Source organism: Streptomyces sp. NPDC001617, from assembly GCF_053596855.1.
The window spans coordinates 15,391-40,391 of record NZ_JBSFHA010000024.1 but is presented as its reverse complement, the minus strand read 5'-3'; the positions used below and the strand labels follow the sequence as shown (position 1 = coordinate 40,391).

Here is a 25,001-nt window from a genome sequence, read left to right as displayed (position 1 = left end):
GTTTCACCGAGGGCGCCGGCCTCACCCGCGTGCGGTGAGGTCGGCGCCCTCGGCGCGTTCTCACGGGCTCGGCGCCGTCAGATACCGCTGCACGGTCGGCGCCGGCCAGGCCACGATCTCCTCCGGGTGCAGCGCCACGGCCGGCGGAATCCGCAGCACATGGCGGGTCAGGGCCAGCCCGAGCAGCTGCGACGCGATCAGCGCCGCCCGGGCCGGGACCTGCTCGGGGTCCGGACACGCCTGCCGGGCCACCGGCAGCAGCTGTTCCTGGAAGATGCCCTGCATCCGCTCGGCTCCGGCCCGGTCGGTCGCAGAGACCCGGAGCAGGGCGGTGAGCTCCTCGTTCTCCTCCCACAGACGCAGGAAGTGCCGGGTGAGCACCCGGCAGCGAGGTCCGGCAGCTCCAGGTCGACCGCGACGGCCGCCGCGAACAGACTTTCCATCGGCGATCCGTTCCCTCGTCCTGGCGGACGTGAGGCTGGCCGAGGAGCCGGCCACTCTCCTCCCGGCTGGGCATTGCGCCAGGCCAGGCGGTAGTCGGACCTCTCATCAGCGTCTCCAACGGCACCTCCCGGGCCCGGTGACACCACCCCCCAGGTCATCCGTTCGGCAGGGGGGGAACAGTCATGCCGGGCCCGGAGGCCAGCGGCCCTCTTGCAGGACCGCAAAAGACATAACGGGGGGCGGGTGCCGGCGGCGTTGCGGGAGGCGGCGGGGGCGCTTTCAGTGGAGGGGGCGCTCTCCAGGGGCGGACGGAACGGCCTGCCCCCGGGCGGCGGCGCGCGCCGCGACGAGTTTCGCCGGTCCCGGGAGTCGTACCACCGTCGTCGACAGCAACAGGAGGAATGCGTGACACAGCTACTGAGGGTCCAGAACTTCACCGTCTCCAGCGACGGGATCGGTGCCGGCGAGGACCAGAGCCTGGAGCGGCCGTTCGGGCACGGCGTCGACCCCGGGCGGCTGTTCGTCTGGGCCGGCGCCACCGCGAGCTGGCCCAACCGCACCGACCCGGGCGGGAGCCGGGGTCTGGACGACTACTTCACCCGGGACTTCGCCCACAACATCGGCGCCGAGATCATGGGCCGCAACAAGTTCGGACCCCAGCGCGGCCCCTGGGAGAACCACGAGTGGCGTGGCTGGTGGGGCGACGAACCCCCCTTCCACACCCCGGTGTTCGTCCTGACCCACCACCCGCGTCCTTCGTTCACGCTCTCCGACACGACCTTCCACTTCGTCGACGCCGACCCGGCCACCGTGCTCGCGCGGGCGCGGGAGGCGGCACAGGGCAAGGACGTCCGGCTCGGCGGCGGAGTCACCACCATCCGGGAGTTCCTCGACGCCGACCTCGTCGACACCCTGCACATCGTGGTCTCGCCGGTGAAGCTCGGGACCGGGCTACGGCTGTGGGAGTCGCCGGACGAACTGCGCGACCGGTTCCACCTGGACGTCGTACCCAGCCCGAGCGGCGTGACGCACCACCTGTTCTGGCGGAAGTGACACGGGCGGGGCGCTACGCGGAGGCCGGCCGGTCGAAGTAGTGCCCCTCCTCCAGGTCCGCCAGCAGCCCCGGACCCGTCGGCTCCCAGTCCAGCCACTTGCGGGTGAGCGCGTTCGACGCCGGTATGTCGAGGGGGACGATGTGGCCGAGCCAGGCGAAGTGGGACTCCGCCTCCTCGGGGGCGATGGAGCGGACCGGCAGATCCAGATGCCGGCCGATGACGGCGGCGATGTCGCGGAACGGCACGCTCTCCTCGCCGACCGCATGCAGCCGGGAGCCGGCCGGCGCCGACTCCAGGGCGATCCGGACCAGGCGTGCCGCGTCCGTGCGGTGCACGGCGGGCCAGCGGTTGGCGCCGTCGCCGACATAGGCCGAGAAACCCTTGTCGCGGGCGATGGCGATCAGCTGGGAGACGAAACCATGGTCGCCCCGGCCGTGCACGGACGGCGCGAACCGGACCGACGCGGGCCGCACCCCTCGGTCGGTCAGCGCGACGGCCGTCTCCTCGTTCTGCGCCCGGGTCCACCCGAACGACGTCGGCGTGGAGGTGTCCTCCTCGGTGCCGACCCTTCCCTGCTGCAGCAAGGCCGTGCCCGAGGAGATCACGAAGGGCTTCCCCGAGCCCTCCAGCGCCGCCCCGATCGTCTCGATCGCCCGCCGATCGACCGCGCAGGCGGCGGCGAAGTCGACGTTCGCGAAGTCGTGGATGAAGGCGAGGTGGGCGACGCCGTCGGCGGCGGCCGCACCCTCGGCCAGGCTGTCCGGGTCCTCCAGCGAGCCCCGGTGCACCTCGGCCCCGGCGGCGGTCAGCGCCGCCGCGGAGGCGTCGGAGCGGGCGAGGCCGGTGACCTGGTGACCGGCGTCGAGGAGTTCACGGACGACGGCCGATCCGATGAAACCGGAGGCGCCGGTGACGAATACGCGCATGATGCGGCCCTTCCAAGGGAGGGGGAGTGGATGTGCCTCCATCGTCCGGAGGGGTCAGGGTCCGCGTCCAAAGCCTGTTTCGCATCGGGCAATACGCTTCGGGCATCACCACAGGTAGGTTGGGTTCATGGCCGACCTAGACCTCCGCCTGGTCCGGTACTTCACCGCCGTCGCCGAGCACCGCCACTTCGGCAGGGCCGCCGAGGCCCTGCACATCACCCAGCCGTCCCTGAGCCGGCAGATCGCCGGCCTCGAACAGCAGGTGGGCGCCCGGCTCCTCGACCGTACCCCGCGGGGCACCCGGCTCACCGACGCCGGCGAGGCGTTCCTGCCCCGGGCGAAGGCGCTGCTGCGCTCCACCGAGCAGGCCGTGGCCGAGGCCCGCGCCGCCGCCGAGCCCAGCCGGATCACCGTCGGCTTCACCAGCGGCCTGATCGTCACCGCGGCCGTACGGGAGCTGCGACGTCGGCATCCGGATGCCGACGTGCGCAGCCGGCACCTGCGCTGGGACGAGGCGCGCACGGCTCTGCTCGACCGCCGGGTGGACGCCGTGGTGACCCGACTGCCGTTCGTCACGGACCAGTTGGAGGTGAGTGTCCTCTACGACGAGCCCCGGGCCGTGGTGGTCTCCGTCGATCACCGGCTGGCCGGCAAGGAGTCCGTCACCCTCGACGACATCGCGGGCGAGCCGATGCCCCGGATCATCGGCGCCGATCCCGCCTGGGCCGCCTTCTGGCGTATCGAACCCCGACCGGACGGTCGCCCGGTGCCCGACGGCCCCGAGATCCTGGACTTGGAGGACAAGTTCGAAGTCGTCGCCGCCGGGGAGGCCCTGGTCATCACGGCCTACCCGCCCGGCGCCAGACTGCGCCCCGATGTCACCGCGGTCCCGCTGCACGGCGTCGAGCCCAGCCAGGTGGCCCTGGCCACCCGCGCCGGCGACCGCAGCCGACTGGTGACGGCCTTCCGCAAGTACGCCCGGAGCCATCTCACCGGCCCGGAGCCGCGGTAGCGTCACACAGTCCCCGCGTGACGCTACCCCCGGAGGTGCCCGTGGTCGCCGACGTCTGCGCTGTCTGCGGCAAGCCGCTGCCCGGCCGGAAGGGGCGGACCGGCCGCAGCTCCGTCTACTGCTCTGCCGCCTGCCGGCAGAAGGCGTACCGGGAGCGGCAGCAGGGCGGGCCGAGTGTGCAGGGGCTGATCGAGGACATCGGGCGCAGGGTGACGGAGCTGGTGCCCCAGCCGGCCTCGGTCCTGTACTCCGGGGTGACCGAACTGTCGGCGTCCGTCGCGCGGTTGCGGCGTATCGCCCGGGTCGCCCGGGACAGCGCCGGTGATTCCGTCACGACGGCCTCCGTGACGAAAGCCCCCGAGCTCGGCGAAGCCGACTTCGCCGTCCTCACCGAGTCCCACCGCCGCGAGATCCACGTCCACTGCTACCGCATGACCGGCTCCTACGACGACGCCGAGGACCTCGTACAGGAGACCTTCCTGCGCGCCTGGCGGGCCCGCGACGCCTTCGAGGGGCGGGCCGGCGCCCGCACCTGGCTGTACCGCATCGCCACCAACGCCTGCCTCGACTTCCAGCGCCGCACCGCCCGTCGCCCCCGGCGCTACGAGCCGATCCCCGGCATGAACCACGGCACCGGCGACCCCCCAGCCCGGGTCACCTGGCTCCAGCCCTACCCCGACGACGAGCTGCCCTCCGCCGAGGAACAGCCCGAGGCCGCCGCCGTATCCCGCGAGACCCTGGAGCTGGTCTTCCTCGCCGCCCTCCAGCACCTCCCGCCCCGCCAGCGCGCCGTTCTCGTCCTGCGGGACGTGCTCGGCCTGTCCGCCGCCGAGACCGCGGAGGCCCTCGGCCTGACCGTCGCCTCCGCCAACAGTGCCCTGCAGCGCGCCCGCCCCACCCTCCGCGACCACCTGCCCGCACAGCGCGCCGACTGGACGGCCACCGAGCCCACCGAGGCCCAACGCGCCGCCCTGCAGCGGTATATGACGGCCGCCCAGCACCTCGACTTCGCGGCGATGACCGACCTGCTCGCCAAGGAGGTCACGCTCACCATGCCGCCGAACCCGTTCTGGTTCACGGGTCGCGACGCACTCCTGGAGTTCCTGCGCCCGACCCTCGATCCGGCGTCCCCCATGTTCTTCGGCCACTGGCGCCACCTGCCCGCCCGCGCCAACGGCCGACTGGCGGCCGGGGGGTACGTCCGCCGACCCGGCACGCACGTCTACCGCGCCCAGGTCCTCGACGTCCTCCGCTTCGACGCCGACGACCGCATCACGGAGATCACCTCCTTCGAGCCGCACCTGTTCCCGGCGTTCGGACTGCCGCTGCGGCTGTGACCCCCCTCCCGACCGATGAGTGATCGGGGTGCCGTGCGTCTGTATGGCCGACCGACACGGAACACTTCCGAAGGAGAACACCATGCTGCTCACCGACAGGACCGCGATCGTCTACGGCGCCGGCGGCTCGATCGGCGGTGCGGTCGCCCGTGCCTTCGCCGCCGAGGGCGCCCGGGTGCACCTCGTCGGACGGACCCGCCAGACGCTGGAGGCGGTGGCCGCCGACATCAAGGACGCCGAGGTCGCGGTGGTCGACGCCCTCGACGAGACGGCCGTCGAGGAGCACCTCGCGCGCGTCGGCGAGGTCGACGTCTCGTTCAACCTCGTGACGCGCGGCGACGTGCAGGGCGCCCCGCTCACCGAGATGCCCGTGGACGACTTCCTGCGGCCGGTGACCGACGGCCTGCGCGCCAACTTCCTCACCGCGCGTGGCGCAGCCCGCCGTATGGCCGAGCGCGGCTCGGGCGTGATCCTCACGCTCAACAGCGGCTCCGCGCATGGCAGTCCGATGATGGGCGGAACCGGGCCCGCCGATGCCGCGATCGACACCCTCGTACGGAATCTGGCGCTGGAGTGCGGTCCGCGCGGGGTGCGGGCCGTCGGATTGTGGGCGGCCGGGGTGCCCGAGACGTTCACCGTCGAGAAGCTCTCCGCCGTCAACCCGGCGATCGACGCCGCCGCCGTCCAGGGCATCATCGACAACCTCGCCCGGATGCGCATGACCCGCCGCAACCCCACCCTCGCCGAGATCGCCGCCACCGCCGTGTTCCTCGCCTCGGACCACGCGGCCGGCATCACCGGCACCTTCGTCAACGTGACCGGCGGGATGGTCGTGCGCTGAGGACACGCGAAGGGCGCCCGGCACATCACCGGGCGCCCTCAGCGCCCCAAAGGGGCGCGGGGCCGCATCAAGGTGCGGCTTCGCCGCGTGGGCGCGACCAGCCACGACGGTGCCGCACACGATGGACGACACCTCGCGGCACTTCCAGCGGAGCGTTACGCGTCGGCCGCCTGAGCCCTCAGCGCGCGCTCCACGCCCGAGCGGGACTCGGAGACCAGACGGCGCAGGGCCGCGTTCGGCTGGGCGTCGGTGAGCCAGGTGTCCGTGCGGTCCAGGACCGCCTGCGAGACCTGGATCGACGGGTACAGGCCGACGGCGATCTGCTGGGCCATCTCGTGCGAGCGGGACTCCCAGATGTCCTTGACCACCTCGAAGTACTTCTCCGTGTACGACGCCAGCAGCTCACGCTGGTCGGTCTGCACGAAGCCGCCGATGACCGCCTCCTGCACGGCGTTCGGCAGTTTGTCGGACTCGACGACCGACGCCCAGGCCTCCGCCTTCGCCTCCGCCGTCGGGCGGGCGGCACGCGCACTGGCCGCGTGGCGCTCGCCGGCCGCCGTCCTGTCCCGCTCGTACTCGGCGGCGATCTCCGCCTCGTCGAACCGGCCGACCGAGGCGAGCCGGTGCACGAGCGCCCAGCGCAGCTCGGTGTCGACGACCAGGCCCTCGACCGTCTGCGAACCGTCCAGCAGGGCCTCCAGGAGGTCCAGCTGCTCCGGCGTACGGGCGGTCGCCGCGAACGCCCGCGCCCACGCCAGCTGGTGGTCGCTGCCCGCCTCGGCGGACCGCAGGTGCGCCAGCGTGGCGTCGGTCCAGCGGGTGAGCAGGGCCTCGCGGGCGGTCGGGTCGGCGTACAGGTCGATCGCGAGCTTGACCTGGCGGTGCAGCGACTGCACCACGCCGATGTCGGACTCCTTGCCGATACCGGAGAGGACCAGGGAGAGGTAGTCGCGGGTGGCGAGCTCCGCGTCCCGGGTCATGTCCCAGGCCGACGCCCAGCACAGGGCGCGGGGCAGGGACGACTCGAAGTCGCCGAGGTGCTCGGTGACGAAGGCGAGGGACTGCTCGTCGAGGCGGACCTTGGCGTACGACAGGTCGTCGTCGTTGAGCAGCACCACCGCCGGACGGCGCTTGCCGACCAGCTGCGGTACGACGGTCAACTCGCCGTCGACGTCCAGCTCGACGCGCTCGTCGCGCACCAACTTGCCGCTGGCGTCGTCGAGTTCGTACAGGCCGATGGCGATGCGGTGGGGGCGCAGGGTGGGCTCGCCCTTGGCGCCGGCGGGGAGGGCGGGGGCCTCCTGGCGGATGGCGAAGGCGGTGATGACGCCGTCGGCGTCCGTCTCGACCTCGGGGCGGAGGATGTTGATCCCGGCGGTCTGCAGCCACTTCTGCGACCAGGTCGTCAGATCGCGGCCGGAGGTCTCCTCCAACGCGCCGAGCAGGTCGGACAGGCGCGTGTTGCCGTACGCGTGCCGCTTGAAGTACGCCTGGACACCCGCGAAGAACTCGTCCATGCCGACGTAGGCGACGAGCTGCTTCAGCACGCTCGCGCCCTTGGCGTACGTGATGCCGTCGAAGTTGACGAGCACGTCGTCGAGGTCGCCGATCTCGGCCATGATCGGGTGCGTGGACGGCAGCTGGTCCTGCCGGTAGGCCCACGTCTTCATGGAGTTGGCGAAGGTGGTCCAGGAGTGCGGCCAGCGCGACTGGGGGTGGTACGACTGGCAGGCGATGGAGGTGTAGGTGGCGAACGACTCGTTCAGCCACAGGTCGTTCCACCACTCCATGGTGACGAGGTCGCCGAACCACATGTGGGCCAGCTCGTGCAGGATCGTCTCCGCGCGCACCTCGTACGCGGCGTCGGTCACCTTGGACCGGAACACGTACTGGTCCCGGATCGTCACCGCCCCGGCGTTCTCCATCGCGCCCGCGTTGAACTCCGGCACGAACAACTGGTCGTACTTCTTGAACGGGTACGCGTAGTCGAACTTCTCCTGGAACCACTCGAAGCCCTGCCGGGTCACCTCGAAGATCGCGTCGGAGTCGAGGAACTCGGCGAGCGAGGGCCGGCAGTAGATGCCGAGCGGGACGCTCTGCCCGTCCTTCTCGTACACGCTGTGCACGGAGTGGTACGGCCCGACGACGAGGGCGGTGATGTACGACGAGATCCTCGGCGTCGGCTCGAAGACCCAGACGTCGTCCTTCGGCTCCGGCGTCGGAGAGTTGGAGATGACGGTCCAGCCGGTCGGGGCCTTCACCGTGAACTGGAAGGTCGCCTTGAGGTCCGGCTGCTCGAAGGAGGCGAACACGCGCCGCGCGTCCGGCACCTCGAACTGGGTGTAGAGATAGGCCTGCTGGTCGACGGGATCGACGAACCGGTGCAGTCCCTCACCGGTGTTGGTGTAGGCGCAGTCGGCGACGACACGAAGGATGTTGCGGCCCTCGAGCAGCCCCGGCAGGGCGATCCGCGAGTCCTTGAAGACCTCGTCGGGCTCCAGCGGGTCCCCGTTCAGTGTCACCTCGTGGACGGTCGGTGCCACCAGGTCGATGAAGGACTCGGCACCGTTTTCCGCCACGTCGAAGCGCACCGTGGTCACGGACCTGTAGGTACCGCCCTCCTGCGCGCCGGAGAGGTCGAGATCGATCTCGTACGAGTCAACGGTGAGCAGCTTCGCCCGCTGCTGCGCCTCTTCGCGAGTCAGGTTTGTGCCAGGCACGCGGTCATCTCCTCGTTATGTGTGGGTTCGGTCATCCTTCCACGGCAGCCCAGGTAAACGCGATGTCCGTTTGCCGCCGGTGAGCGGGCCGGACACGCGCGACCGTGGCTGTATGACGACCTACACCGCACGACCCATCACCCCCGTGATCCTGAAGGAGCTGCGCTCTGCTGACGATGCGGGGCGCGAGATGGTTCCCGTGACCGACGACGAGGGCGGGGCGCCGCTGAGGTGCTGCCTGCGCCGCAGCGAGCCGGGCGAGCGGATCGCCCTGGTCTCCTACGCCCCCCTGCGCCGCTGGGCGGCCGAGACCGGTGCCCGGCCGGGCGCCTACGACGAGCAGGGCCCCGTCTTCGTCCACGCCGAGCAGTGCCCGGGGCCCGACGGTGACGGCTACCCCTTCGCAGACGCCCACAGGACCGTCCGCCGCTACTCGGCCGACGGGCACATCCTCGGAGGCGAGCTGGTCGACGCCGCCGACGACGAGGCCTTCCGGAACGCCTTCGACGACCCGGCCGTGGCACTCGTGCACGTACGGGCCGTCGAGTTCGGGTGCTTCCTCTACGAGGTGCGCCGGGACTGAGGGCCGGGGCGTCAGCCGCCCACCGCGATCCGCCAGGGCCCGTCGGCGCCCACGCGCAGCACTCCCGGGCCCTGGACCGGGGCCAGGACGTCGAACCGGCCCACCTCGTTGACGAGGAGATCCACCTCGTCCTCGGCCGCCAGGTCGAGCCAGATCCGGTCGGCCGTCCCCCCGTCGGAGCCCTGCCCCTTGCCCAGGTGGCGCACGGTGCCCGAGGGGTGCGCGGGCTGGTTGTAGAAGACGAGGTCGGCGTCGGACCGGACCCGGCCCGTCGCGTCGAGCAGCAGGGCCGAGACGTCCACGTCCGGAACGCCGGGCCCGTGCTGCCATGCCACCGTCACCTGAAGGGTCTCCGTGGGAACGGGCAGATTGCCGCCCTTGGCCATCCGGGTCATGGCGCGATCTTCACATGAACCGCACGGCTGTGTGACCGGTTTCTGCGGGTTCCCGCACGGAGTGACAGGCGGGTGTCAGCCCTTGAGCTCGGCCGCCACCAGCTCCGCGATCTGCACCGCGTTCAGCGCGGCGCCCTTGCGGAGGTTGTCGTTGGAGATGAACAGGGCCAGGCCGTTGTCCACCGTCTCGTCGCGGCGGATGCGGCCGACGTAGGACGGGTCCTGGCCGGCGGCCTGGAGGGGGGTCGGGATGTCGGAGAGCTCGACGCCCGGGGCCTCGGCGAGGAGCTCCGTCGCGCGCTCCGGGGAGATCGGGCGGGCGAAGCGGGCGTTGACCTGGAGGGAGTGACCCGAGAAGACCGGGACGCGCACGCAGGTGCCGGAGACCTTGAGCTCGGGGAGTTCCAGGATCTTGCGGGACTCGTTGCGGAGCTTCTGCTCCTCGTCGGTCTCGTTCAGACCGTCGTCGACGAGGTTGCCCGCGAAGGGCAGGACGTTGAAGGCGATCGGGCGCTTGTAGACGCCGGGCTCCGGGAAGTCGACCGCGCCGCCGTCGTGCGTGAGCTTGTCCGCGTCGGCGACGACCTTCTGCGCCTGCCCGTGCAGCTCCGCCACGCCCGCCAGGCCCGAGCCCGACACCGCCTGGTAGGTGGCGACGACCAGCGCCTGAAGCCCGGCCTCCGCGTCCAGCACCTTCAGCACCGGCATCGCGGCCATCGTCGTGCAGTTCGGGTTGGCGATGATGCCCTTGGGGCGGTCCGCGATCGCGTGCGGGTTCACCTCGGAGACGACCAGGGGGACCTCGGGGTCCTTGCGCCAGGCGGAGGAGTTGTCGATCACGACCGGACCCTGCGAGGCGACCTTCTCGGCCAGCGCCTTGGAGGTGGCGCCGCCCGCGGAGAACAGCACGATGTCCAGGCCGGTGTAGTCCGCCGTCGACGCGTCCTCGATCGTCACGCCGTCCAGGACCGTCCCCGCCGAGCGGGCCGAGGCGAACAGGCGCAGCTCGGTGACCGGGAAGGCGCGCTCCTTGAGGATGCTGCGCATGACCGTCCCGACCTGACCGGTGGCTCCGACGATTCCGACCCTCACGGCGACTCCTTCACCCGTTCCTTGTATGTCTGCGGCGTTTCCATCATGCGGCCGACCCGGGTCCACCTGTCCAATTCTTTGCGCCCCATGCCCGACAGCTGGGACGCGGACGAGTGATCAACGGTTGCGGAACTCCCGCCGCACCCCCGCTGAGCTGGAGAAATTCGCCCTACGGCCACCCCGTGCCGCAAGCTGTGCTGCACCCGCGCACGGGTGTGACGTACGCCTCGACAAAAGTTCTTCGCCCCCCGGCCGAACGTTTCCGTGCGCCGCGGCGTCGTAGAGGAAACGCGGTGAGGGGGTGGCTTGTGCTGCGCAGAAAGGCCCGCCGTGCCCAGGAGGACGATCACGGCGATCCCCTGGACGCGGCTCAGGAACGCCGGGTGCGGGCGGTGCTCGCCCTGGGCGGGGTGCCGCAGGCGGACCTGCTGGACGGGGTACAGCAGGTACGCCTGCGGCTGCTCGAGCGAGCGGCGAAGGGGTACGAGGCCCCGCGCGACGTCTCCGCGTGGGCGGCCGTCGTCGCCTCCAACCTGGCCATGGACTGGCACCGGGCCAAGAAACGCCAGGAGCGGCTCGGGGAGCGACTGTCCTCCCTGCGACAGCACGAGCAGCCCTCCGGCGAGGACACCAGCGTGCTCTCCCTCGCCGTCGCCCAGGGCCTCGACGAACTGCCGGACTCCCAGCGCCAGGTCCTCGTCCTGCGTTTCTACGCCGACCTGCCGGTCCGCTCGATCGCCCAGGAGCTGGGCGTCCCCGAGGGCACGGTCAAGAGCCGCCTGCACACGGCGGTACGGGCCCTGCGCGCCCGTCTGCACGAGGACGAGGTGGTGTGAGATGACCGCCGAACACGAGACCCACGAGTACGACGGCACCGACGCGCTCATGGCCGCGATCACCGGCGAGGAGCCGACCGCCGAGGCCCTGGCCGACGCCGCCTTCGCCGCCGAGCACCGCAGGGCCGTGGCCGATGTGGCGCTGCTGCGGGAGCGGCTCGGACTGATCGGGGACGCACTGGCCGAGGACCCACAGCCGCAGAGGAGGACGGTTCCGGTACGGGTGTCACGGCCCGCCCGGCCCCGGGTGCGCAGGTTCGCCACCGCCGGACTCGCCGTCGCCGCCGTCGCGGGCGTGCTGTCGGGCATGGGCTGGCTGCTGGCGCAGGGCGGGGGTGGCGTCGGCGACAGTTCGAGCAGCGACCAGGGCGCCAAGTCGGCCGACTCCGCCGCCCGTTCGCCCTTCTTCAGCGCCAACTACCTCGCCTGCAGCGCCCTGGTGGCCGAAGGCCAGGTCACGCGCGTGGAGAAGGTCACCGGCACCTCCGGCCGGGAGCGGGTCACTCTGCACATCACCCACTTGTACAAACCGAAGAAGGGGAGGAAGGAGATCACCTTCCTGCTCGACCAGGACACCGTCGCCAAGGCCCTCCACAAGGGCGACCACCTCCTGGTGGCGATCCCGCCGCACTCGGCCATCCCCGACCAGGTGGTCGTCGGCGAGAAGGCCGTCGCGTCCGAACGCGCCGGGATCACCCAGGCGTTGCCGGAGTCGGCCGACATCAGCTGCCCGTGACAGGGGAAGGGCGGGCGTCCCGCACGGACGCCCGCCCTCAGTGCTATGTCACATGTCACATGTCACACAGCACTACGGCGTGACCTTCTCGATCTTCACGCTGCCGAGGCCCGCCACCGTCCCGTTGCCGTTCACCAGCTGGACCTGGCCGAAGAACTCACGGCCCTCCGGGGCGGCCGCCGCGGCGGTGACGCTGCCGGAGACGGTCGCCGAGGCGCCCGTGGCGAGCTTGACCGGCGTCGAGTCGTCGACCGTGACCGTGCCCAGGGCGGCGGAGAAGAAGACGTCCTGGTAGTCGTAGGCGGTCGAGCCGGCCGGGACGGAGTAGCCCGCGACCTCGATGGTGTACGTACCGGCGGCGGGCGAGGCGAGGGAGACCGCCTCCTCCGAGTCGCCGTCGGCGGACGAGCCGACGACCGTGCCGGCGGCGTTCTTCACCGTCAGGTCGAGGTCGGCGGAGGCGTCGGAGACATTGCCGATGGCGACGTCCAGCGACTTGGCGCCCTCGGGCACCTCGACCGTGGTGACCTGGGTCTCGCCCTCCTTGATCGTCGGGCGGGCCGACTTGGCCGAGCCGAGCGGGCCGCCGACCAGCTTGCCGTCGATCGCGGCGAAGTTGTTCGTGACCTTCCAGGAGGCGGTGGCCGGGACGCCGACCTTGGCCTCGGGGACGGTCACCGTCTCCGGGTCGAAGGCGACGCCGTAGACGGCGACGTCCAGCTTGTACGGGTTGTCGAGCAGCGGCGAGGTACGGCGCGACTCGACCTCGATCTCCCAGACACCGGCCTGCGGGTCGGCGTAGGAACGGACGTCGGCCTTGCAGCCGTTGCCGTCGAGGTAGTTGTTGTAGCAGTACGGGGTGCCCGTGTTGTCGACCGGCACGCCGTACGGGTGGATCGCGATGAACCGCGTCTGGCTCTTGTCCTTCAGCCCGCCGATGGCCACTTCGAGGGACTTGGCGCCCTCGGGCACGGTCACGAAGTACGACTGCGAGCTGTTGCGCTGCACGGTGTTCGCGGCGGAGAAGGTGTGCTTCACCGGCGTCGAGACCACGACGGTCGTCAGGATCTGCTTGTCGACGCCCTCGGTCCTCGGGTCGTCGACGTCGAGGATCGCGCTCTTGATGCCGGCGGACCGCGGGTGCGCCTGCACCTTCACCGTGACCGGCTGGTTCAGCGGCAGCTTCACGTCGTCGTCGCCGAGGAGCTTGAAGGTGTCACCGGCGTTGTTCTCGAAGCGCAGTCTGTGCCGAACGGCCTTGTCCGGACCGGAGGTTCGGGTGACGGTGACGTCGTACGTCTTCTTGTCACCGGCCTTGAGGCCGCCCTCGCGGTCGTACAGACCGGTGCCGAAGCCCGGCGTCTTCAGCGCGTAGTCGATCGCGGTGTCGACGGGCGCCTTCACGGCGTAGTCATTGGACACGGCGTCGTGCGCGGTGGCGTCGTCGCGGATCGCGTCCCACGCGTCCACGATGTCGATGCGGCCCGCGCCTTCCTCGTACGCCTGAACACCCTTGATGTGGTGGGCGGTCGAGGTCAGGGCGGTGCGGAGCTTCGCCGGGGTGAGGTCGATGCCCTTCTGCTTGGCGGCGCTCAGCAGCAGCGCGGAAGCGCCCGTGGCCTGCGGGGACGCCATCGAGGTGCCCTGCAGCATCGAGTAGCCGGCCGGCAGCGAGTAGCCCGCCTCGGCCACCGGGGCGCCCGGCAGCCAGGTCTGGGTGGTGTTGATCGCGGCGCCGGGCGCGACGAGGGTCGGCGTGAAGCCGCCGTCCTCGCGCGGGCCCCGGGAGGAGAAGGGGAGGAGGGCGTACTTCTTCTCCACCCTGGAGCCGTAGTTGGCGGCCCAGGTCTCCTTGGAGATGCCGGCGCCGACGGAGATCACCTTGTCGGCGAGGCCCGGGTCGCCGATGGTGTTGGCGCCGGGTCCGGAGTTGCCGGCGGAGATCACCAGCTGGACGCCGTAGGTGTCGATGAGGCGCGTGTACAGCTCGGCGCGGGCGTTGTTGCCGTCGTTGAGCGCCGGGAGGCCGCCGATCGACATGTTGACGATGTCGACACCGCGGTTGACGACCAGGTCGATCATGCCCTCGGTGAGGGCGACGTTGGTGCAGCCGCCGGTCCAGGTGCAGGCGCGGGACGAGACGATCTTCGCGCCGGGTGCCGCGCCGTTCATCCTGCCGCCGAACAGGCCGTTGGCCGCGGTGATGCCCGCGACGTGCGTGCCGTGCTCGGACTCGATGACGCCGATGTTGACGAAGTCGGCCTTCGAACCGGAGGAGTTGTAGACGACGTCCTTGCGGATCTCGACGACGAACGGCTGCCGCTCGACGACGTCCGTCGCCGGGTTGTCGGTGCCGAAGTACCCGATCTGGAAGCCGTCCTTGTACGGCTTCATCGGGGTGTCGTCGCCGAAGTCGTTGTTGTTGTTCAGGTCGACGCGGACGGTCCCCGCGGCGGCGTCGTACAGCACGCCCCAGCTGTCCGTCGTGTCCCCGTCCCGGTTCGCGTCGCCCGCCGCGTCACCGCCGGTGGTGTACGACTCCAGGAAGGTGCTGACCTTGTACGAACCCGCCGGCGCCGTCCAGGTCTTGCCGCCGTAGGTGAAGGTGGGCCCCGAGACCGAGGTGAGCATCGGACGCCAGGTCCTGTCACCGTCGTTGACCGGGTCGGTCGCCGTCACCCAGTCGACGATCTTCCGCTCGCCCGTGGAGGTCTTCTGCAGCGCCGGGTGGCCGAGGTCGACGCCGGAGTCGAGGATGCCGATGGTGACACCGCGGCCGTCCGCCTTCGGGTGGTCCTTCACGAAGTCGACGGCGCCCGTCTCGAAGGACGGGTTGTACGGGTTCCTGGCGGGGGTCTTCTTGTCGGGGGCCGGATAAGTGGCCGCAGCCGACGAGGACTTGGCGGAGGACGCGACATTCGGGTCGTCCAGCGGTATCTCGTTGCGCAGGTCGATGCCGTGCACGGAGGAGAGCTTCGCGGCGGCGGCGATGGCCGAGTCCGCCTTGCCCGTCGGGACGGTGGCGCGGACGTAACCGAGCTTGTCGTACGTCCTGCCGACCATGCCGCCCTTGACCGCGTCCAGCTCCTTGGCGACCTGCTCGGTCCGGCCGGGGGCGGTGGCGACCATCATCGTGACGTTCTTGTCGCCGTCGGCCTTGGCCTCGGCGAGCAGGTCCGCGTCGTCGGAACCGAGCTTGTCCTCGGCGGACTTGACGGTGCCGTCCGAGGGGGCGGTGGTGGAGGGACCGTCGGCGGAGAAGGCCAGGGGTATCGGCCCCGCCGCGGAGAGCGCGGCGACGAGACCGGCGGCCACGGCTATGCGGGCCACGCGTCTCTGGGGGGTGAGGGTCATCGGCATCCCTTGTAGGTGAAAGTTTCCAGTGCCGGACGAGCGCACAGCTTTACCCAAGGGACAGTTGTTTGGGAAGTGTTGACCGAAACGATATGGACGTATGGGGAAAACCCGCTATGCACTTTAGGTGCATGAGTCGCCAATAGCGCCAAATCGCCCGGCGGTTCAGGATTGCTTCGAGCGCGCGTAATGGCGTGATGCCTCCGCCCGGTTTCCGCGGGCGGCCATGGAGCACCAGAGCCGGGTGCCGGTGTCCGCGCCGGAATACTCACCTGCCAATCCTCCGATCCCGGGCTAACTTCCCCCTGTGCGAAGGAAATTGAGGGTGGCGGCCTACGCCATGTGCGTCCGCGACGACCAACTCCTCCTGGCCCGCGGGACCGACGACGACGGCCGGCCCGAGTGGACCCTGCCGGGCGGCGGCATGGAACACGGCGAGGACCCCTACGACACGGTCCTGCGGGAGGTGGAGGAGGAGACCGGCTACCTGATCGAGATCACCGGCCTTCTGGGCGTCCACACGAACCGCTTCCACTTCCCCCGCCGCTTCGGCCGCGCCGTCGACCACCAAGGCCTGCGCCTGGTCTACGAGGGCCGCGTCACGGGCGGCGAACTCCGCCCCGAGATCGGCGGCTCGACGGACCTGGCGGCCTGGCATCCACTGGAGGAGGTGACAGGTCTGAACCGGGTGGGGCTGGTGGACATCGGACTGGCGCTGTGGCGGGACCGGCCGGTGACGGGCCATGTGACGGCGGCCACCCTGCAAAGCCCCGCGGAATAGCTTCACTACCCCGAAAGATGAACACGGAGTGACCGCCCCCGGGCCACCCGACGAGCACCTGCAAACGCACAGGGTGGCCCAAGATCCACGTACGGTGATCGGTGTCACCCGTTGCCGTCTCGTTCACGTGCAGGCCATTCCCGGTGCCAAGCATCCAGTACGAGCGGGAAGTTCGCGGAAGCGACGGCCCGCGACCACTGCCGACGCGTTCGCACTCGGGGAGATCGCGCCATGTCGCGCATACGCTCTGTCGTCGCCGCCACCCCGGCGATCAACCGCCGTACCGTCCTCGCCGCCACCGGCGCGGCGGCCGTCTCCGCAGGCGTCGGCTACGCCCTGCGGCCCACCGACAGCCAGGCCGCCACCACGGCCGCCGACGCCCACCAGGCCACCGTGGCGCACTCCCGCCAGGTCGAGGCCGCGCCCCTCGCGCCGTACACGAAGGGCACCACCCTCGCCGCGGTCGCCGCCCCGCGCACCAGCACGCCGTACCGCCGTCTCGGCGACGGCCCCGGCTGGACCCGTGTCGTACGCAGCGAGCTCGCCGCCCCCAAGTCGGGCCGCGCCGGCCGCCGTACCGCTCTCGCGGCCTTCGTGCAGCTCACCGACCTGCATCTGATCGACTCCCAGCACCCGTTGCGGCTGGAGTACCTGCGCTCGGCCGACCCGCACGCCTGGCGCCCGCACGAGGCGCTGACCGTGCAGGGGGCGATCTCGCTGGTCGAGCGGATCAACGCCCTGCGTGGGGCGCCCGTCACCGGCACGCCGCTGCACTTCGCCATGACCACCGGCGACAACACGGACAACAACTCGCGGACCGAACTCGAGTGGTTCCTCACCATCATGAGCGGCGGGAAGATCACGCCCAACTCCGGTGATCCGCGGCACTACGAAGGTGTCCAGAACAGTGGGCTGAAGCTGTACTGGCAGCCCGACTCCACCGTCCGCGACGGCGACAAGCAGCTCGGCTTCCCGCACCTCGACGGCTTCTTGGCCGCCGCCGTCCGCGAGGTCCGCAGCCCCGGCCTCAACCTGCCCTGGTACTCCACCGTCGGCAACCACGACGCCCTGCCGCTGGGCTGCTACGGCCACGGCGACTCCTGGCTCGCCGAGTACGCGGTCGGCGGCAAGAAGCTGATGACGCTGTCCGCGTCCGAGGCGAAGAAGCTCCAGGACCACATCAAGAACGGCAACGACCCGAAGGGCACCGCCTTCCGGGATCTGCTCAAGTCCCATGTGCGGGACATGCGTGCGGTCACCGCCGACGAGAAGCGGGCGCCGTACACCCCGACCGACTACCTCAAGGCCCACCTCGACCCGGCCCACCGCGGTCTCGGCCCGGTCGGACACGGCTACTCCTCCGCCAACCTCGCGGCGGGCACCCAGTACTACACCTTCCGCATCGCCGACGACGTCATCGGCATCAGCATCGACACCACCGACCCGGGCGGCCACTTCGAAGGCTCCATCGGGACGGCCCAGTTGAACTGGCTGGACAGGCAACTGCGGGACAACAAGGACTCGTACGCCATCGTCTTCAGCCACCACACCAGCAAAACGATGGACAACACCTCGCACGTCGACCCCGCCCGGCCGAACGAGCGACGCCACAGCGGCCAGGAGGTCGTCTCGCTCCTGGCGAAGCACGCCAACGTGCTCGCCTGGGTGAACGGCCACATCCACCGCAACGACATCACCCCGCACAAGGCGTCGGGGGGCCGTTCCTTCTGGGAGATCTCGACCGCCTCGCACGTGGACTACCCCCAACTCGCCCGCGTGATCGAGATCGCCGACAACAAGGACGGCACCCTCTCCCTCTTCACCACCCTGGTCGAGTCGGCCGCCCCGCACCGCACCGACTTCTCCGACCTCACCCAGACCGGCCTCGCGGCCCTCTACCGCGAGCTGTCCTACAACGCCCCCGGCGCCGCCAAGACCCTCGGCGGCGACCCGAACGACCGCAACACGGAGCTGGTGCTCAAGAAGGGCTAGGGCTGTTGCGCGCGTCGACGAGCGCCTCGCGCAGGCGTCGTACGGCCTCCTCCACCATGCCGTCCGCGAGGTTGCCGTATCCGAGGACCAGGCCGTGATCGGCGTGGTCCTCGGTGGCGTGGTAGCGGGCGAGGTCGGTGAGGAGGAGGGAGCGGGCGGCTGCGGCCGTGACCACGGCCCCGGTGTCCACGCCGGCGGGCAGTCGCAGGATGAGGTGCAGCCCGGCCGCGACCCCGGACACCGGTGCCTTCGGCAACCGCTCGGCGAGCGCCCGCACCAGTGCGTCCCGCCGCTCCCGGTACCGCTTCCGGCAGGCGCGCAGATGACGGTCATAGGCGCCGGACTCCAGCAGGTCGGCGAAGGCCAGCTGGTCGAGGGGCGGGGGCTGGGCCGCCGTCTGGTCGGCCAGATGCAGCTCGCGGGTCCAGCGCGGCGGCGCCACGAGCCAGCCGATGCCGAGCGCGGGAGACAGGATCTTGCTGAGCGACTTGAACAGGACGACCCGGGACGGGTCCATGCCCTGCAGGGCCGCGACCGGACGCCGGTCGTAGCGGAACTCCGCGTCGTAGTCGTCTTCGAGTACGACGCCGTCGACGTCGTCGGCCCAGCGCAGCAGGGCGGCCCGGCGCTCGGGGGCGAGCACGGTGCCGAGCGGGAACTGGTGTGCCGGTGAGGCCAGTACGGCCCGTAGGCCCGGCTGCCCGGCGAGGTCGTCGACGCGCAGCCCGCCCGCGTCCACCCGCACCGGCACCGGCTCCAGACCCGATGCGCGGATCACCTCGCGCAGCCGCGTCCAGCCCGGCTCCTCGCAGCCGACCGCGGTGATGCCGCGGGCGCGCAGGACCTGGCACAGACGCCGTACGCCGTCGGTGACGCTCGTGCACACCGTCACGTCCTCGGGGGTGGCGGACACCCCGCGGGAGCGGTTGAGATACGCGGCCAGGAGTCGTCGCAGCCGGGGGTGGCCGCCGGGCGGCGGATAGCCGAGCTCGGCGAAGGCCACGGTCGTCACCTGCGCGCGGACCGCCTCCGCCCAGCGGCGGCGCGGGAACGCCCGTAGATCCGGCAGACCCGGGGCCAGGTCGAAGCGGGCCACGGGCGCCGGGCGGGGCGCCCGGCCTGCCGCGTCGGCGTCCGCCGTGTTCGACCAGCGCACCCGGGTCGCGGAGCCGGTCCGCGCCTCCAGATACCCCTCGGCGACGAGCTGCCCGTACGCCTCGGTCACCGCCCAGCGCGAGACACCGAGGTCGGCGGCGAGCTGTCGGCTGGGCGGCAGAGCGGTACCGACCTCGATCCGCCCCGCCCTGATCGCCGTACGCAGGGCGCGCTTGACCCGCTCGTGCAGGGGGCCGGTGCCGTCCTGGCCGAGCTGGAGCAGGAGATCGCCCGTCAGACTGGGCGGATTGGTCTGTGATTCCCGCATGCTATTGGACAGTAGCAGCGAGCCATTTCTCCCTACCGTCGAACCATGGCAAACCTCGGACGCTCCCACCCGACCCGGCTCCACCAGCTGCTCTCCGGCGTCTTCGCGGACTGGTCCGCCAGGGCCGGTGTCTTCTCGGCGCTGCCGGACGCGCCGGTCGTGGCGGCGGCGGAAGATCGGCCGGAACCCGCTCAACCGGCCCGCGACGCGTCAACCCTCGCGCCACGACCCGTGTCTGTCTCCCCCGAAGCCGGCCCGGCGATGAGGGGGAAGACATGCGTGTACGTACGGCCCTGGTGGCGACGACGGCAGTGGCGCTGACCGCCGCCCTGACCGGCCCCGCCCTGGCGGCGACGCCCGCCCACGACCACGCGGCGACCCGCGCCGCCATCGAGGCGGCGGTGCGCGACGGTGTACCCGGCGTCACGGCCACGGCGAAGGACGCGCACGGCACCTGGTCGGCGACCGCGGGGGTGGGCAACACCGGGACGGGCAGGCCCCGTTCGGCCCGGGACCGCTACCGCGTCGGCAGCGTCACCAAGACCTTCGTGGCGACGGTGGTGCTCCAACTGGAGGCCGAGGGGCGGCTCTCGCTCGACGACACCGTGGAGAAGTGGCTGCCGGGCGCGGTACACGGCAACGGCCACGACGGCAGCCGGATCACCCTGCGCCAACTCCTCAACCACACCAGCGGCGTCTTCAATTACACCCAGGACGACGATTTCGCCACCATGTACTTCCTGAAGGACGGCTTCTTCAAACACCGTTACGACCCCAAGACGCCCGAAGACCTCCTCGCGGTCGCGATGGCGCACAAGCCGAACTTCGAGCCGGGCACCTCCTGGAGCTACTCCAACACGAACTATCTGCTCGCGGCGATGGTGATCGAGAAAGTCACCGGCCATTCCTACGGCGCCGAAATCCGCGACCGCGTCATCGCCCCGCTCCACCTGACCGGCACCTCGGTCCCCGGCACCCGGGTCACCGTCCCGCAGCCCAGCAGCCGCGCCTACTCCACCTTCAGGTCGACCACGGGTTCGGCCTACGACGTCACCACCCTCAACCCCGCCATCGCCTACGGATCGGGCGAGATGATCTCCGACTCCGCCGACCTCGACCGCTTCTACCGGGCCCTGCTCACCGGTCGCCTCCTCCCGCCCCGCCGGCTGCGGGAGATGAGGACGACGGTGGCGGCGGAGGGCGGCGCCCGCTACGGCCTCGGCCTGATGGACCGCACTCTCTCCTGCGGGGTCCACGTCTGGGGCCACGACGGCGGAATCCACGGCTCGAAGACGGAGGCGGTGGTGACGGCCGACGGCCGGCACTCGCTCGCCTTCAACTTCAACGGGGACTGGGCGGGGGACAGCGACGCGGTGATCGAGGCCGAGTTCTGCGGCAAATGATCCGCGATTCACACGTCCGTGTAAACGAACGCCGGGTGTAATCGAGAGGACTCCGACACGAAGCGCCGAGTTAATCCGTACGCAATATTCATGCCGCCTCATATCGGCTAACCCGCAGTTCTCGGGGATGGCTCGATTTGTCGCAAGGCGGGTGGTCGTGTGCGTGCGAGGCGCGGACTGCACGTGCTCTCGGTCTACGAGGGCTTCTTCTCCGGCGGAGCCCGGATCGTTCATACCGACGTCGTCCTCGGACTACAGGAGGGTGACCAGCATCATCGCGTGCTGAGCATCCATGGTGAGGTGCATCGCGAGGCCACTCGGCAGCGGATGGAGGACGACGCCTGCTACCGGTCGCTGACCGGGGCCGGCGTCGGCGTCACGTCGCTGGGGCGGAGCTTCGGTCCGGGCGGGGCGAGCGGGGATCCGGCCGTTTTCACCGGCCCGGAACTGGCCGATACGGCGCGGGCGACGGCGGACGCGGATGTGATCCTTTCGCTGAAGGAGCAGCCGCTGAGGCTCCTGAACCAGGCCGGCCTGCCCCGCCGCCCCGTCGTCGTCTGCCTCCACCGCTCCGACCCCGAGAACCAGGGCGCCGCCCTGGACGAGCTGAAGGCGGCCATCGCCGACGGCACGGTCGTCGCCTGCGTGTGCTGCGCCGAGTCGACACGGGCGGCGTACGAGGCGGCGGGGGTGCCGGGGGAGCTGTTGCACGTCATCCCGAACGGGGTGGATCTGCTGCGCTTCCGTCCCGACCCGGCTCGCAGACTGGCGCTGAGAGCCGGGCTGGGGATTCCGGCCACGGCCCCGGTGGTCGTCTTCGCCGCCCGCTACGACGCCATGAAGAACGTCCCGCTGTTCCTGCGGGCGGCGAGGGAGTGGCTGGCGCGGGAGCCCGAGGGGCATGTGCTGATGTGCGGCGCTGGGATGACGCCGGTCAACCTTGGCCTGGACGCGGACATCTCGGTCGCGTTCGGGGAGGACCGGGGGCGTGCGGGCAGGGTGCATCTGCTCGGCGTACGGCACGACATGGAGCAGGTGTACGCCGCGGCGGACGTGGTGGCGCTGACGTCGTCCTGGGGTGAGGCGGCGCCCCTGTGTCTCGTCGAGGGCATGATGTGCGGCGCCGTACCGGTCGCGACGGACGTCGGCGACAGCGCGGCGATCGTGGCGGGGCACGGCTTCGTCACGCCGCCGGACCCGGTGGCGATCGCGCAGGCGTGGAGCGAGGCGGTCACCGCCAGGACCGACCTCGCGCCGGCCCTGGCGGCCGGCAGGGAACGGTTCAGCCGGACCCGGATGATCGCGGCCTACGCCGCGCTGATCGACGGGGTGCATCTGCAGGCGACGATGCCGCCGGCGCTGCCCGAGCCGTTGTGAGGGACGGTCGGAGGGTGCCGATGAACGCCGTCCAGGCTTCCGCCGGGAGGAGGAGAGCGGGCCCCGGGGGGTTCTTGCATCGCTCCGGTGCCGCGGCCGGACAGGCCCTGGCGTAATTCGCTTGCTCTGGCCACGGGTCCACGCTGCACTGTGGCCGGACACCATGCGTCCTGGTGCCGGTACTTCGAGGAGGCAGCGGCGGCAATGGAGATTCGTTCCACGACCGATGAGGACCTGGACGTCTTCGTCGACACAGTCCATGCCGCGTTCGGGCAGTTCCCGGGAACGCCGGTCGAGGGCGGCGGGCTCTGGTGGTCGGCGCTCGAAACGGACCGCTGCCTGCTCGCCCTGACGGCGGACGGGCGGCCCGTCGGCACCGCCGCCGCGTACTCCTTCGAGCTCACCCTGCCCGGTGAGACCCTCGTCCCGGCCCCCGGGGTGACCGCCGTCGGCGTCCTGCCCTCGCACCGGCGCCAGGGCGTGCTCAGCGCGATGATGCGGCATCAGCTCGCCGAGTTGCGGGCCCGCGGGGAGTTCCTCTCCGTGCTGCTGGCCTCCGAGGCCGTGATCTACGGCAGGTTCGGCTACGGACCGGCGACCTACACGGCGCAGCTGACGGTGCCGCGCCACAAGGCCGCCCTCGGCGTCCCCCGGGCACAGGCACTGGCCGACGCACCGGCGACCGGCCCGGACAACGGCTCGGTCGAAGTGCTGCGTCGTGCCGAGTGCGGAGAGATCCTGGAAGAGGTCTACGACCGGTACCGCCGCGCCCAGCCCGGTGCGCTGTCCCGGCCGCACCGGTGGTGGGCCCTGCGCGCGGGGCAGCCCCCGATCGCGCCGACGCCGCGCTACGTCGCCGTCCACCGTGACGCCGACGGTGTCCCGGACGGATACGCCAGCTACTCGATCGGCGAGCCCCGGACCTTGACGGTCGACGAGACCATCGCCACCGACGACGCCGTCTTCACGGCCCTGGCCCGGTTCGTACTCGGACACGACCTGGTCTCTCAGGTCGTCTTCAAGCACGTCCCGCCCGGGCACCCGCTGCGCTGGCAGCTCGCGGACTACCGCGCAGGCGAGGTGAGCGGCGACATGGACTGGCTCTGGGTGCGGTTGCTGGACGTCCCGCGGGCGCTGACCGCGCGCGGCTGGTTCACCGACGGCGAGCTGGTCCTCGACGTCGCGGACCCGTTCCTCGACGAGCATGGCCGCCATCTGCTGACCGTCCGGGACGGCAAGGCCGACTGCGTCCCGACGGACCGGGAGCCCGACCTGTCCCTGGACGTGCGCGACCTGGGCTCGGTCTACCTCGGCGGCACCGCCCCGAGCACGCTCGTGCGTGCCGGACACATCCGGGCCCACCGCCCGGGGGCGGCCACCCTCGCCGACGCCCTCTTCCGCGCCGAGCGCTCCCCGCACTGCCTGCACTGGTTCTGACCGCGCGCTCACCGGCCGCTCCCACCGCTGGGACGGCCACTCGTTCCGCGAGTCCGTGTGCATGAGGAGGGGCCGCCCGGTACCTCCGGCGGCCCCTCCTCTCCCCTCCTGATGCCCGTCCCGGTCCGTCACCCCCGGGGCAGCACCACGACATACGCGGCCGGGTCGCGGTCGCCGGACGCCATCAGGGCCGTGCGGACCACCGCCGCCTGCTGGTCCATCGCGTCCCTCAGCTTCTTGGGGGTGATGTAGACGACCGTGATGCCGAGGCGCTCCAAGGTCTCGCGCTTGCGGGCGTACTCCGACCACATCGCGTCCTCGTCCTGGCGGGGAGCGCGGGTGTCCAGTTCCACTGCGACCGCCTGCTCCGGCCAGTACGCGTCCAGGCCGCCCAGAGAGGGGCCGCCCGGCAGGCGGAGGTCCACGTTCCAGATCGGGTCGGGAAGACCGTACTCCTGGACCATGCGGTAGAGGCGGTCCTCCGCGATCGCCCGGCCCCAGGCCAGGAGGGAGTCGACCGCGTCCACGACATGCGGCCGGCTCAGCAGCTTGGCGTTGTTCAACTCCCTTACCACCGCCGCCGGTTCGCAGTGCCCGCCGCGTACCGCCTCGGTGAGCAGCCGGCGTACAGCGCCCGCGTCCGAGAGTTCCGAGACCGCGTCGGCCAGCGCGCGGGACGCCGGTGCGATCGGAACTCCCGTCACCTGCTGGGGGGTGGGGAGAGCCGGTGTGCGGACGATGCGCGCGCAGCCCGTCGAGCGGAGACGGCGCAGACGCGGGACCAGTACGTCGATCTTCTCCACCGACAACAGGGGAGGCGCGGAGGTGAAGCCGTGCAGCGTCAGTGCCGCCAGGCCCGTGATCATCACCTCCGCGTAGACCGAGCGGTGCGGGTCGTCCGCGTTCGGCTGGGACGGAACACCCGGCGCCGACTCCCGTGCCGCGTACATCAGCACCGCGTGCAGCCGCTCCTCGCTGGTCGGCGGGCCCGAGTGGAGCAGGAAGACGCCGGGGAGGATCTGCTGCCACGGGCCGCCGGGGCGGCACTGTTCGTTCATCTCCGCCGACGAGACGCCGTGTGCGCGCAGTTGGGCCGTCGTGAGGACGCGGCGGTGCACTTCGGCGAGGTGGCGGAGGGGGCGGGGAGAGGCCGGGGGGAGCGGGGTGTTGTGGTTCATGGCGATGAGGTTCCCGCGCCGGGTCCGGCCCGTAACCGCTGTTACACGCCTGTCGGCAAATACGGACAAGGAGGTACTA

Annotated in this window: 20 protein-coding genes and 2 pseudogenes; 13 read left to right on the top strand and 9 right to left on the bottom strand. The window is 71.2% G+C overall.

What is annotated here, in order from left to right; translation table 11 throughout:
* Positions 1 to 60: 60 nt before the first annotated feature.
* Positions 61 to 440: pseudogene (locus ACWC09_RS19900) on the bottom strand (TetR/AcrR family transcriptional regulator); the annotation flags it as partial.
* Positions 441 to 849: 409 nt separating this feature from the next.
* Between ACWC09_RS19900 and ACWC09_RS19895 the strand changes: the two are divergent.
* Positions 850 to 1,497, top strand: coding sequence for a dihydrofolate reductase family protein (locus ACWC09_RS19895; protein ID WP_450851861.1), 648 nt, complete (start codon positions 850 to 852; stop codon positions 1,495 to 1,497).
* Between the two features lie 13 nt (positions 1,498 to 1,510).
* Here the strand turns inward: ACWC09_RS19895 and ACWC09_RS19890 are convergent, their stop codons facing one another.
* Positions 1,511 to 2,425, bottom strand: coding sequence for an SDR family oxidoreductase (locus tag ACWC09_RS19890; protein ID WP_450851860.1), 915 nt, complete (start codon positions 2,423 to 2,425; stop codon positions 1,511 to 1,513).
* A 127-nt stretch (positions 2,426 to 2,552) separates the two neighbouring features.
* Here ACWC09_RS19890 and ACWC09_RS19885 point away from each other — a divergent pair, with 127 nt between their 5' ends.
* The 3 genes from ACWC09_RS19885 (at position 2,553) to ACWC09_RS19875 (ending at position 5,615) form a co-directional block, all read left to right on the top strand.
* Positions 2,553 to 3,437 (top strand): LysR family transcriptional regulator, encoded by an 885-nt coding sequence (locus ACWC09_RS19885; RefSeq protein ID WP_450851859.1) that lies wholly within the window; start codon positions 2,553 to 2,555, stop codon positions 3,435 to 3,437.
* A 41-nt stretch (positions 3,438 to 3,478) separates the two neighbouring features.
* Positions 3,479 to 4,774 carry an RNA polymerase subunit sigma-70 gene (locus tag ACWC09_RS19880; protein ID WP_450851926.1) on the top strand — a complete coding sequence of 432 codons (1,296 nt, stop codon included), beginning with the start codon at positions 3,479 to 3,481 and terminating at the stop codon, positions 4,772 to 4,774.
* An 82-nt stretch (positions 4,775 to 4,856) separates the two neighbouring features.
* Entirely contained in the window at positions 4,857 to 5,615 is a 759-nt protein-coding gene (locus ACWC09_RS19875; RefSeq protein ID WP_450851858.1) for an SDR family NAD(P)-dependent oxidoreductase, read from the top strand.
* 155 nt (positions 5,616 to 5,770) lie between these two features.
* Here ACWC09_RS19875 and pepN read toward each other — a convergent pair whose 3' ends face one another.
* Entirely contained in the window at positions 5,771 to 8,335 is a 2,565-nt protein-coding gene (pepN, locus tag ACWC09_RS19870) for an aminopeptidase N (RefSeq protein ID WP_450851857.1), read from the bottom strand.
* Positions 8,336 to 8,447: 112 nt separating this feature from the next.
* Here pepN and ACWC09_RS19865 point away from each other — a divergent pair, with 112 nt between their 5' ends.
* Positions 8,448 to 8,918: a DUF1203 domain-containing protein gene (locus ACWC09_RS19865; RefSeq protein ID WP_450851856.1), complete on the top strand. Its 471-nt coding sequence runs from the start codon at positions 8,448 to 8,450 to the stop codon at positions 8,916 to 8,918.
* 11 nt (positions 8,919 to 8,929) lie between these two features.
* Here the strand turns inward: ACWC09_RS19865 and ACWC09_RS19860 are convergent, their stop codons facing one another.
* On the bottom strand, positions 8,930 to 9,313 hold the full coding sequence (locus ACWC09_RS19860; RefSeq protein WP_450851855.1) for a TerD family protein: 384 nt from the start codon (positions 9,311 to 9,313) through the stop codon (positions 8,930 to 8,932).
* 75 nt (positions 9,314 to 9,388) lie between these two features.
* Positions 9,389 to 10,405: an aspartate-semialdehyde dehydrogenase gene (locus ACWC09_RS19855; RefSeq protein ID WP_450851854.1), complete on the bottom strand. Its 1,017-nt coding sequence runs from the start codon at positions 10,403 to 10,405 to the stop codon at positions 9,389 to 9,391.
* Between the two features lie 308 nt (positions 10,406 to 10,713).
* On the opposite strand from ACWC09_RS19855, the gene ACWC09_RS19850 reads away from it, so the two are divergent.
* Both ACWC09_RS19850 and ACWC09_RS19845 read left to right on the top strand, forming a co-directional pair.
* Positions 10,714 to 11,241 carry an RNA polymerase sigma factor gene (locus ACWC09_RS19850; RefSeq protein WP_450851925.1) on the top strand — a complete coding sequence of 176 codons (528 nt, stop codon included), beginning with the start codon at positions 10,714 to 10,716 and terminating at the stop codon, positions 11,239 to 11,241.
* 1 nt (position 11,242) lies between these two features.
* Complete coding sequence (locus ACWC09_RS19845; RefSeq protein ID WP_450851853.1) at positions 11,243 to 11,977, top strand: hypothetical protein; 735 nt, start codon at positions 11,243 to 11,245, stop codon at positions 11,975 to 11,977.
* Positions 11,978 to 12,049: 72 nt separating this feature from the next.
* Here ACWC09_RS19845 and ACWC09_RS19840 read toward each other — a convergent pair whose 3' ends face one another.
* Positions 12,050 to 15,331 (bottom strand): S8 family serine peptidase, encoded by a 3,282-nt coding sequence (locus ACWC09_RS19840; protein WP_450851852.1) that lies wholly within the window; start codon positions 15,329 to 15,331, stop codon positions 12,050 to 12,052.
* A gap of 165 nt (positions 15,332 to 15,496) precedes the next feature.
* Positions 15,497 to 15,580: pseudogene (locus tag ACWC09_RS19835) on the bottom strand (CGNR zinc finger domain-containing protein); the annotation flags it as partial.
* A 58-nt stretch (positions 15,581 to 15,638) separates the two neighbouring features.
* Between ACWC09_RS19835 and ACWC09_RS19830 the strand changes: the two are divergent.
* Both ACWC09_RS19830 and ACWC09_RS19825 read left to right on the top strand, forming a co-directional pair.
* Entirely contained in the window at positions 15,639 to 16,112 is a 474-nt protein-coding gene (locus ACWC09_RS19830) for an NUDIX hydrolase (protein ID WP_450851851.1), read from the top strand.
* A gap of 231 nt (positions 16,113 to 16,343) precedes the next feature.
* Positions 16,344 to 18,104 carry a TIGR03767 family metallophosphoesterase gene (locus ACWC09_RS19825; protein WP_450851850.1) on the top strand — a complete coding sequence of 587 codons (1,761 nt, stop codon included), beginning with the start codon at positions 16,344 to 16,346 and terminating at the stop codon, positions 18,102 to 18,104.
* Here ACWC09_RS19825 and pdxR read toward each other — a convergent pair.
* Entirely contained in the window at positions 18,091 to 19,527 is a 1,437-nt protein-coding gene (gene pdxR, locus ACWC09_RS19820) for a MocR-like pyridoxine biosynthesis transcription factor PdxR (RefSeq protein WP_450851849.1), read from the bottom strand. The genes ACWC09_RS19825 and pdxR overlap by 14 nt on opposite strands.
* Before the next feature lie 45 nt (positions 19,528 to 19,572).
* Here pdxR and ACWC09_RS19815 point away from each other — a divergent pair, with 45 nt between their 5' ends.
* From ACWC09_RS19815 to ACWC09_RS19800, 4 genes are all read left to right on the top strand, one after another.
* Positions 19,573 to 19,848, top strand: coding sequence for a hypothetical protein (locus tag ACWC09_RS19815; RefSeq protein WP_450851848.1), 276 nt, complete (start codon positions 19,573 to 19,575; stop codon positions 19,846 to 19,848).
* The gene (locus ACWC09_RS19810; protein ID WP_450851847.1) at positions 19,803 to 20,930 is read left to right on the top strand and encodes a serine hydrolase domain-containing protein; all 1,128 of its coding nucleotides are present in this window, start codon (positions 19,803 to 19,805) and stop codon (positions 20,928 to 20,930) included. The genes ACWC09_RS19815 and ACWC09_RS19810 overlap by 46 nt, the downstream gene beginning before the upstream one ends.
* Before the next feature lie 183 nt (positions 20,931 to 21,113).
* Positions 21,114 to 22,307, top strand: a complete 1,194-nt coding sequence (locus tag ACWC09_RS19805; protein WP_450851924.1) for a glycosyltransferase — start codon at positions 21,114 to 21,116, stop codon at positions 22,305 to 22,307.
* 204 nt (positions 22,308 to 22,511) lie between these two features.
* Positions 22,512 to 23,744: a GNAT family N-acetyltransferase gene (locus ACWC09_RS19800; RefSeq protein ID WP_450851846.1), complete on the top strand. Its 1,233-nt coding sequence runs from the start codon at positions 22,512 to 22,514 to the stop codon at positions 23,742 to 23,744.
* 128 nt (positions 23,745 to 23,872) lie between these two features.
* Here the strand turns inward: ACWC09_RS19800 and ACWC09_RS19795 are convergent, their stop codons facing one another.
* Positions 23,873 to 24,922 carry a hypothetical protein gene (locus ACWC09_RS19795; RefSeq protein WP_450851845.1) on the bottom strand — a complete coding sequence of 350 codons (1,050 nt, stop codon included), beginning with the start codon at positions 24,920 to 24,922 and terminating at the stop codon, positions 23,873 to 23,875.
* Positions 24,923 to 25,001: the final 79 nt, after the last annotated feature.

Coding starts and splice junctions, on each gene's coding strand:
- ACWC09_RS19890 (WP_450851860.1), bottom strand. CDS start 2,425: ATGCGCGTATTCGTCACCGGCGCCTCCGGTTTCATCGGATCGGCCGTC.
- ACWC09_RS19885 (WP_450851859.1), top strand. CDS start 2,553: ATGGCCGACCTAGACCTCCGCCTGGTCCGGTACTTCACCGCCGTCGCC.
- ACWC09_RS19875 (WP_450851858.1), top strand. CDS start 4,857: ATGCTGCTCACCGACAGGACCGCGATCGTCTACGGCGCCGGCGGCTCG.
- ACWC09_RS19865 (WP_450851856.1), top strand. CDS start 8,448: ATGACGACCTACACCGCACGACCCATCACCCCCGTGATCCTGAAGGAG.
- ACWC09_RS19860 (WP_450851855.1), bottom strand. CDS start 9,313: ATGACCCGGATGGCCAAGGGCGGCAATCTGCCCGTTCCCACGGAGACC.
- ACWC09_RS19845 (WP_450851853.1), top strand. CDS start 11,243: ATGACCGCCGAACACGAGACCCACGAGTACGACGGCACCGACGCGCTC.
- ACWC09_RS19840 (WP_450851852.1), bottom strand. CDS start 15,331: ATGACCCTCACCCCCCAGAGACGCGTGGCCCGCATAGCCGTGGCCGCC.
- ACWC09_RS19825 (WP_450851850.1), top strand. CDS start 16,344: ATGTCGCGCATACGCTCTGTCGTCGCCGCCACCCCGGCGATCAACCGC.
- pdxR (WP_450851849.1), bottom strand. CDS start 19,527: ATGCGGGAATCACAGACCAATCCGCCCAGTCTGACGGGCGATCTCCTG.
- ACWC09_RS19815 (WP_450851848.1), top strand. CDS start 19,573: ATGGCAAACCTCGGACGCTCCCACCCGACCCGGCTCCACCAGCTGCTC.
- ACWC09_RS19810 (WP_450851847.1), top strand. CDS start 19,803: ATGCGTGTACGTACGGCCCTGGTGGCGACGACGGCAGTGGCGCTGACC.
- ACWC09_RS19800 (WP_450851846.1), top strand. CDS start 22,512: ATGGAGATTCGTTCCACGACCGATGAGGACCTGGACGTCTTCGTCGAC.
- ACWC09_RS19795 (WP_450851845.1), bottom strand. CDS start 24,922: ATGAACCACAACACCCCGCTCCCCCCGGCCTCTCCCCGCCCCCTCCGC.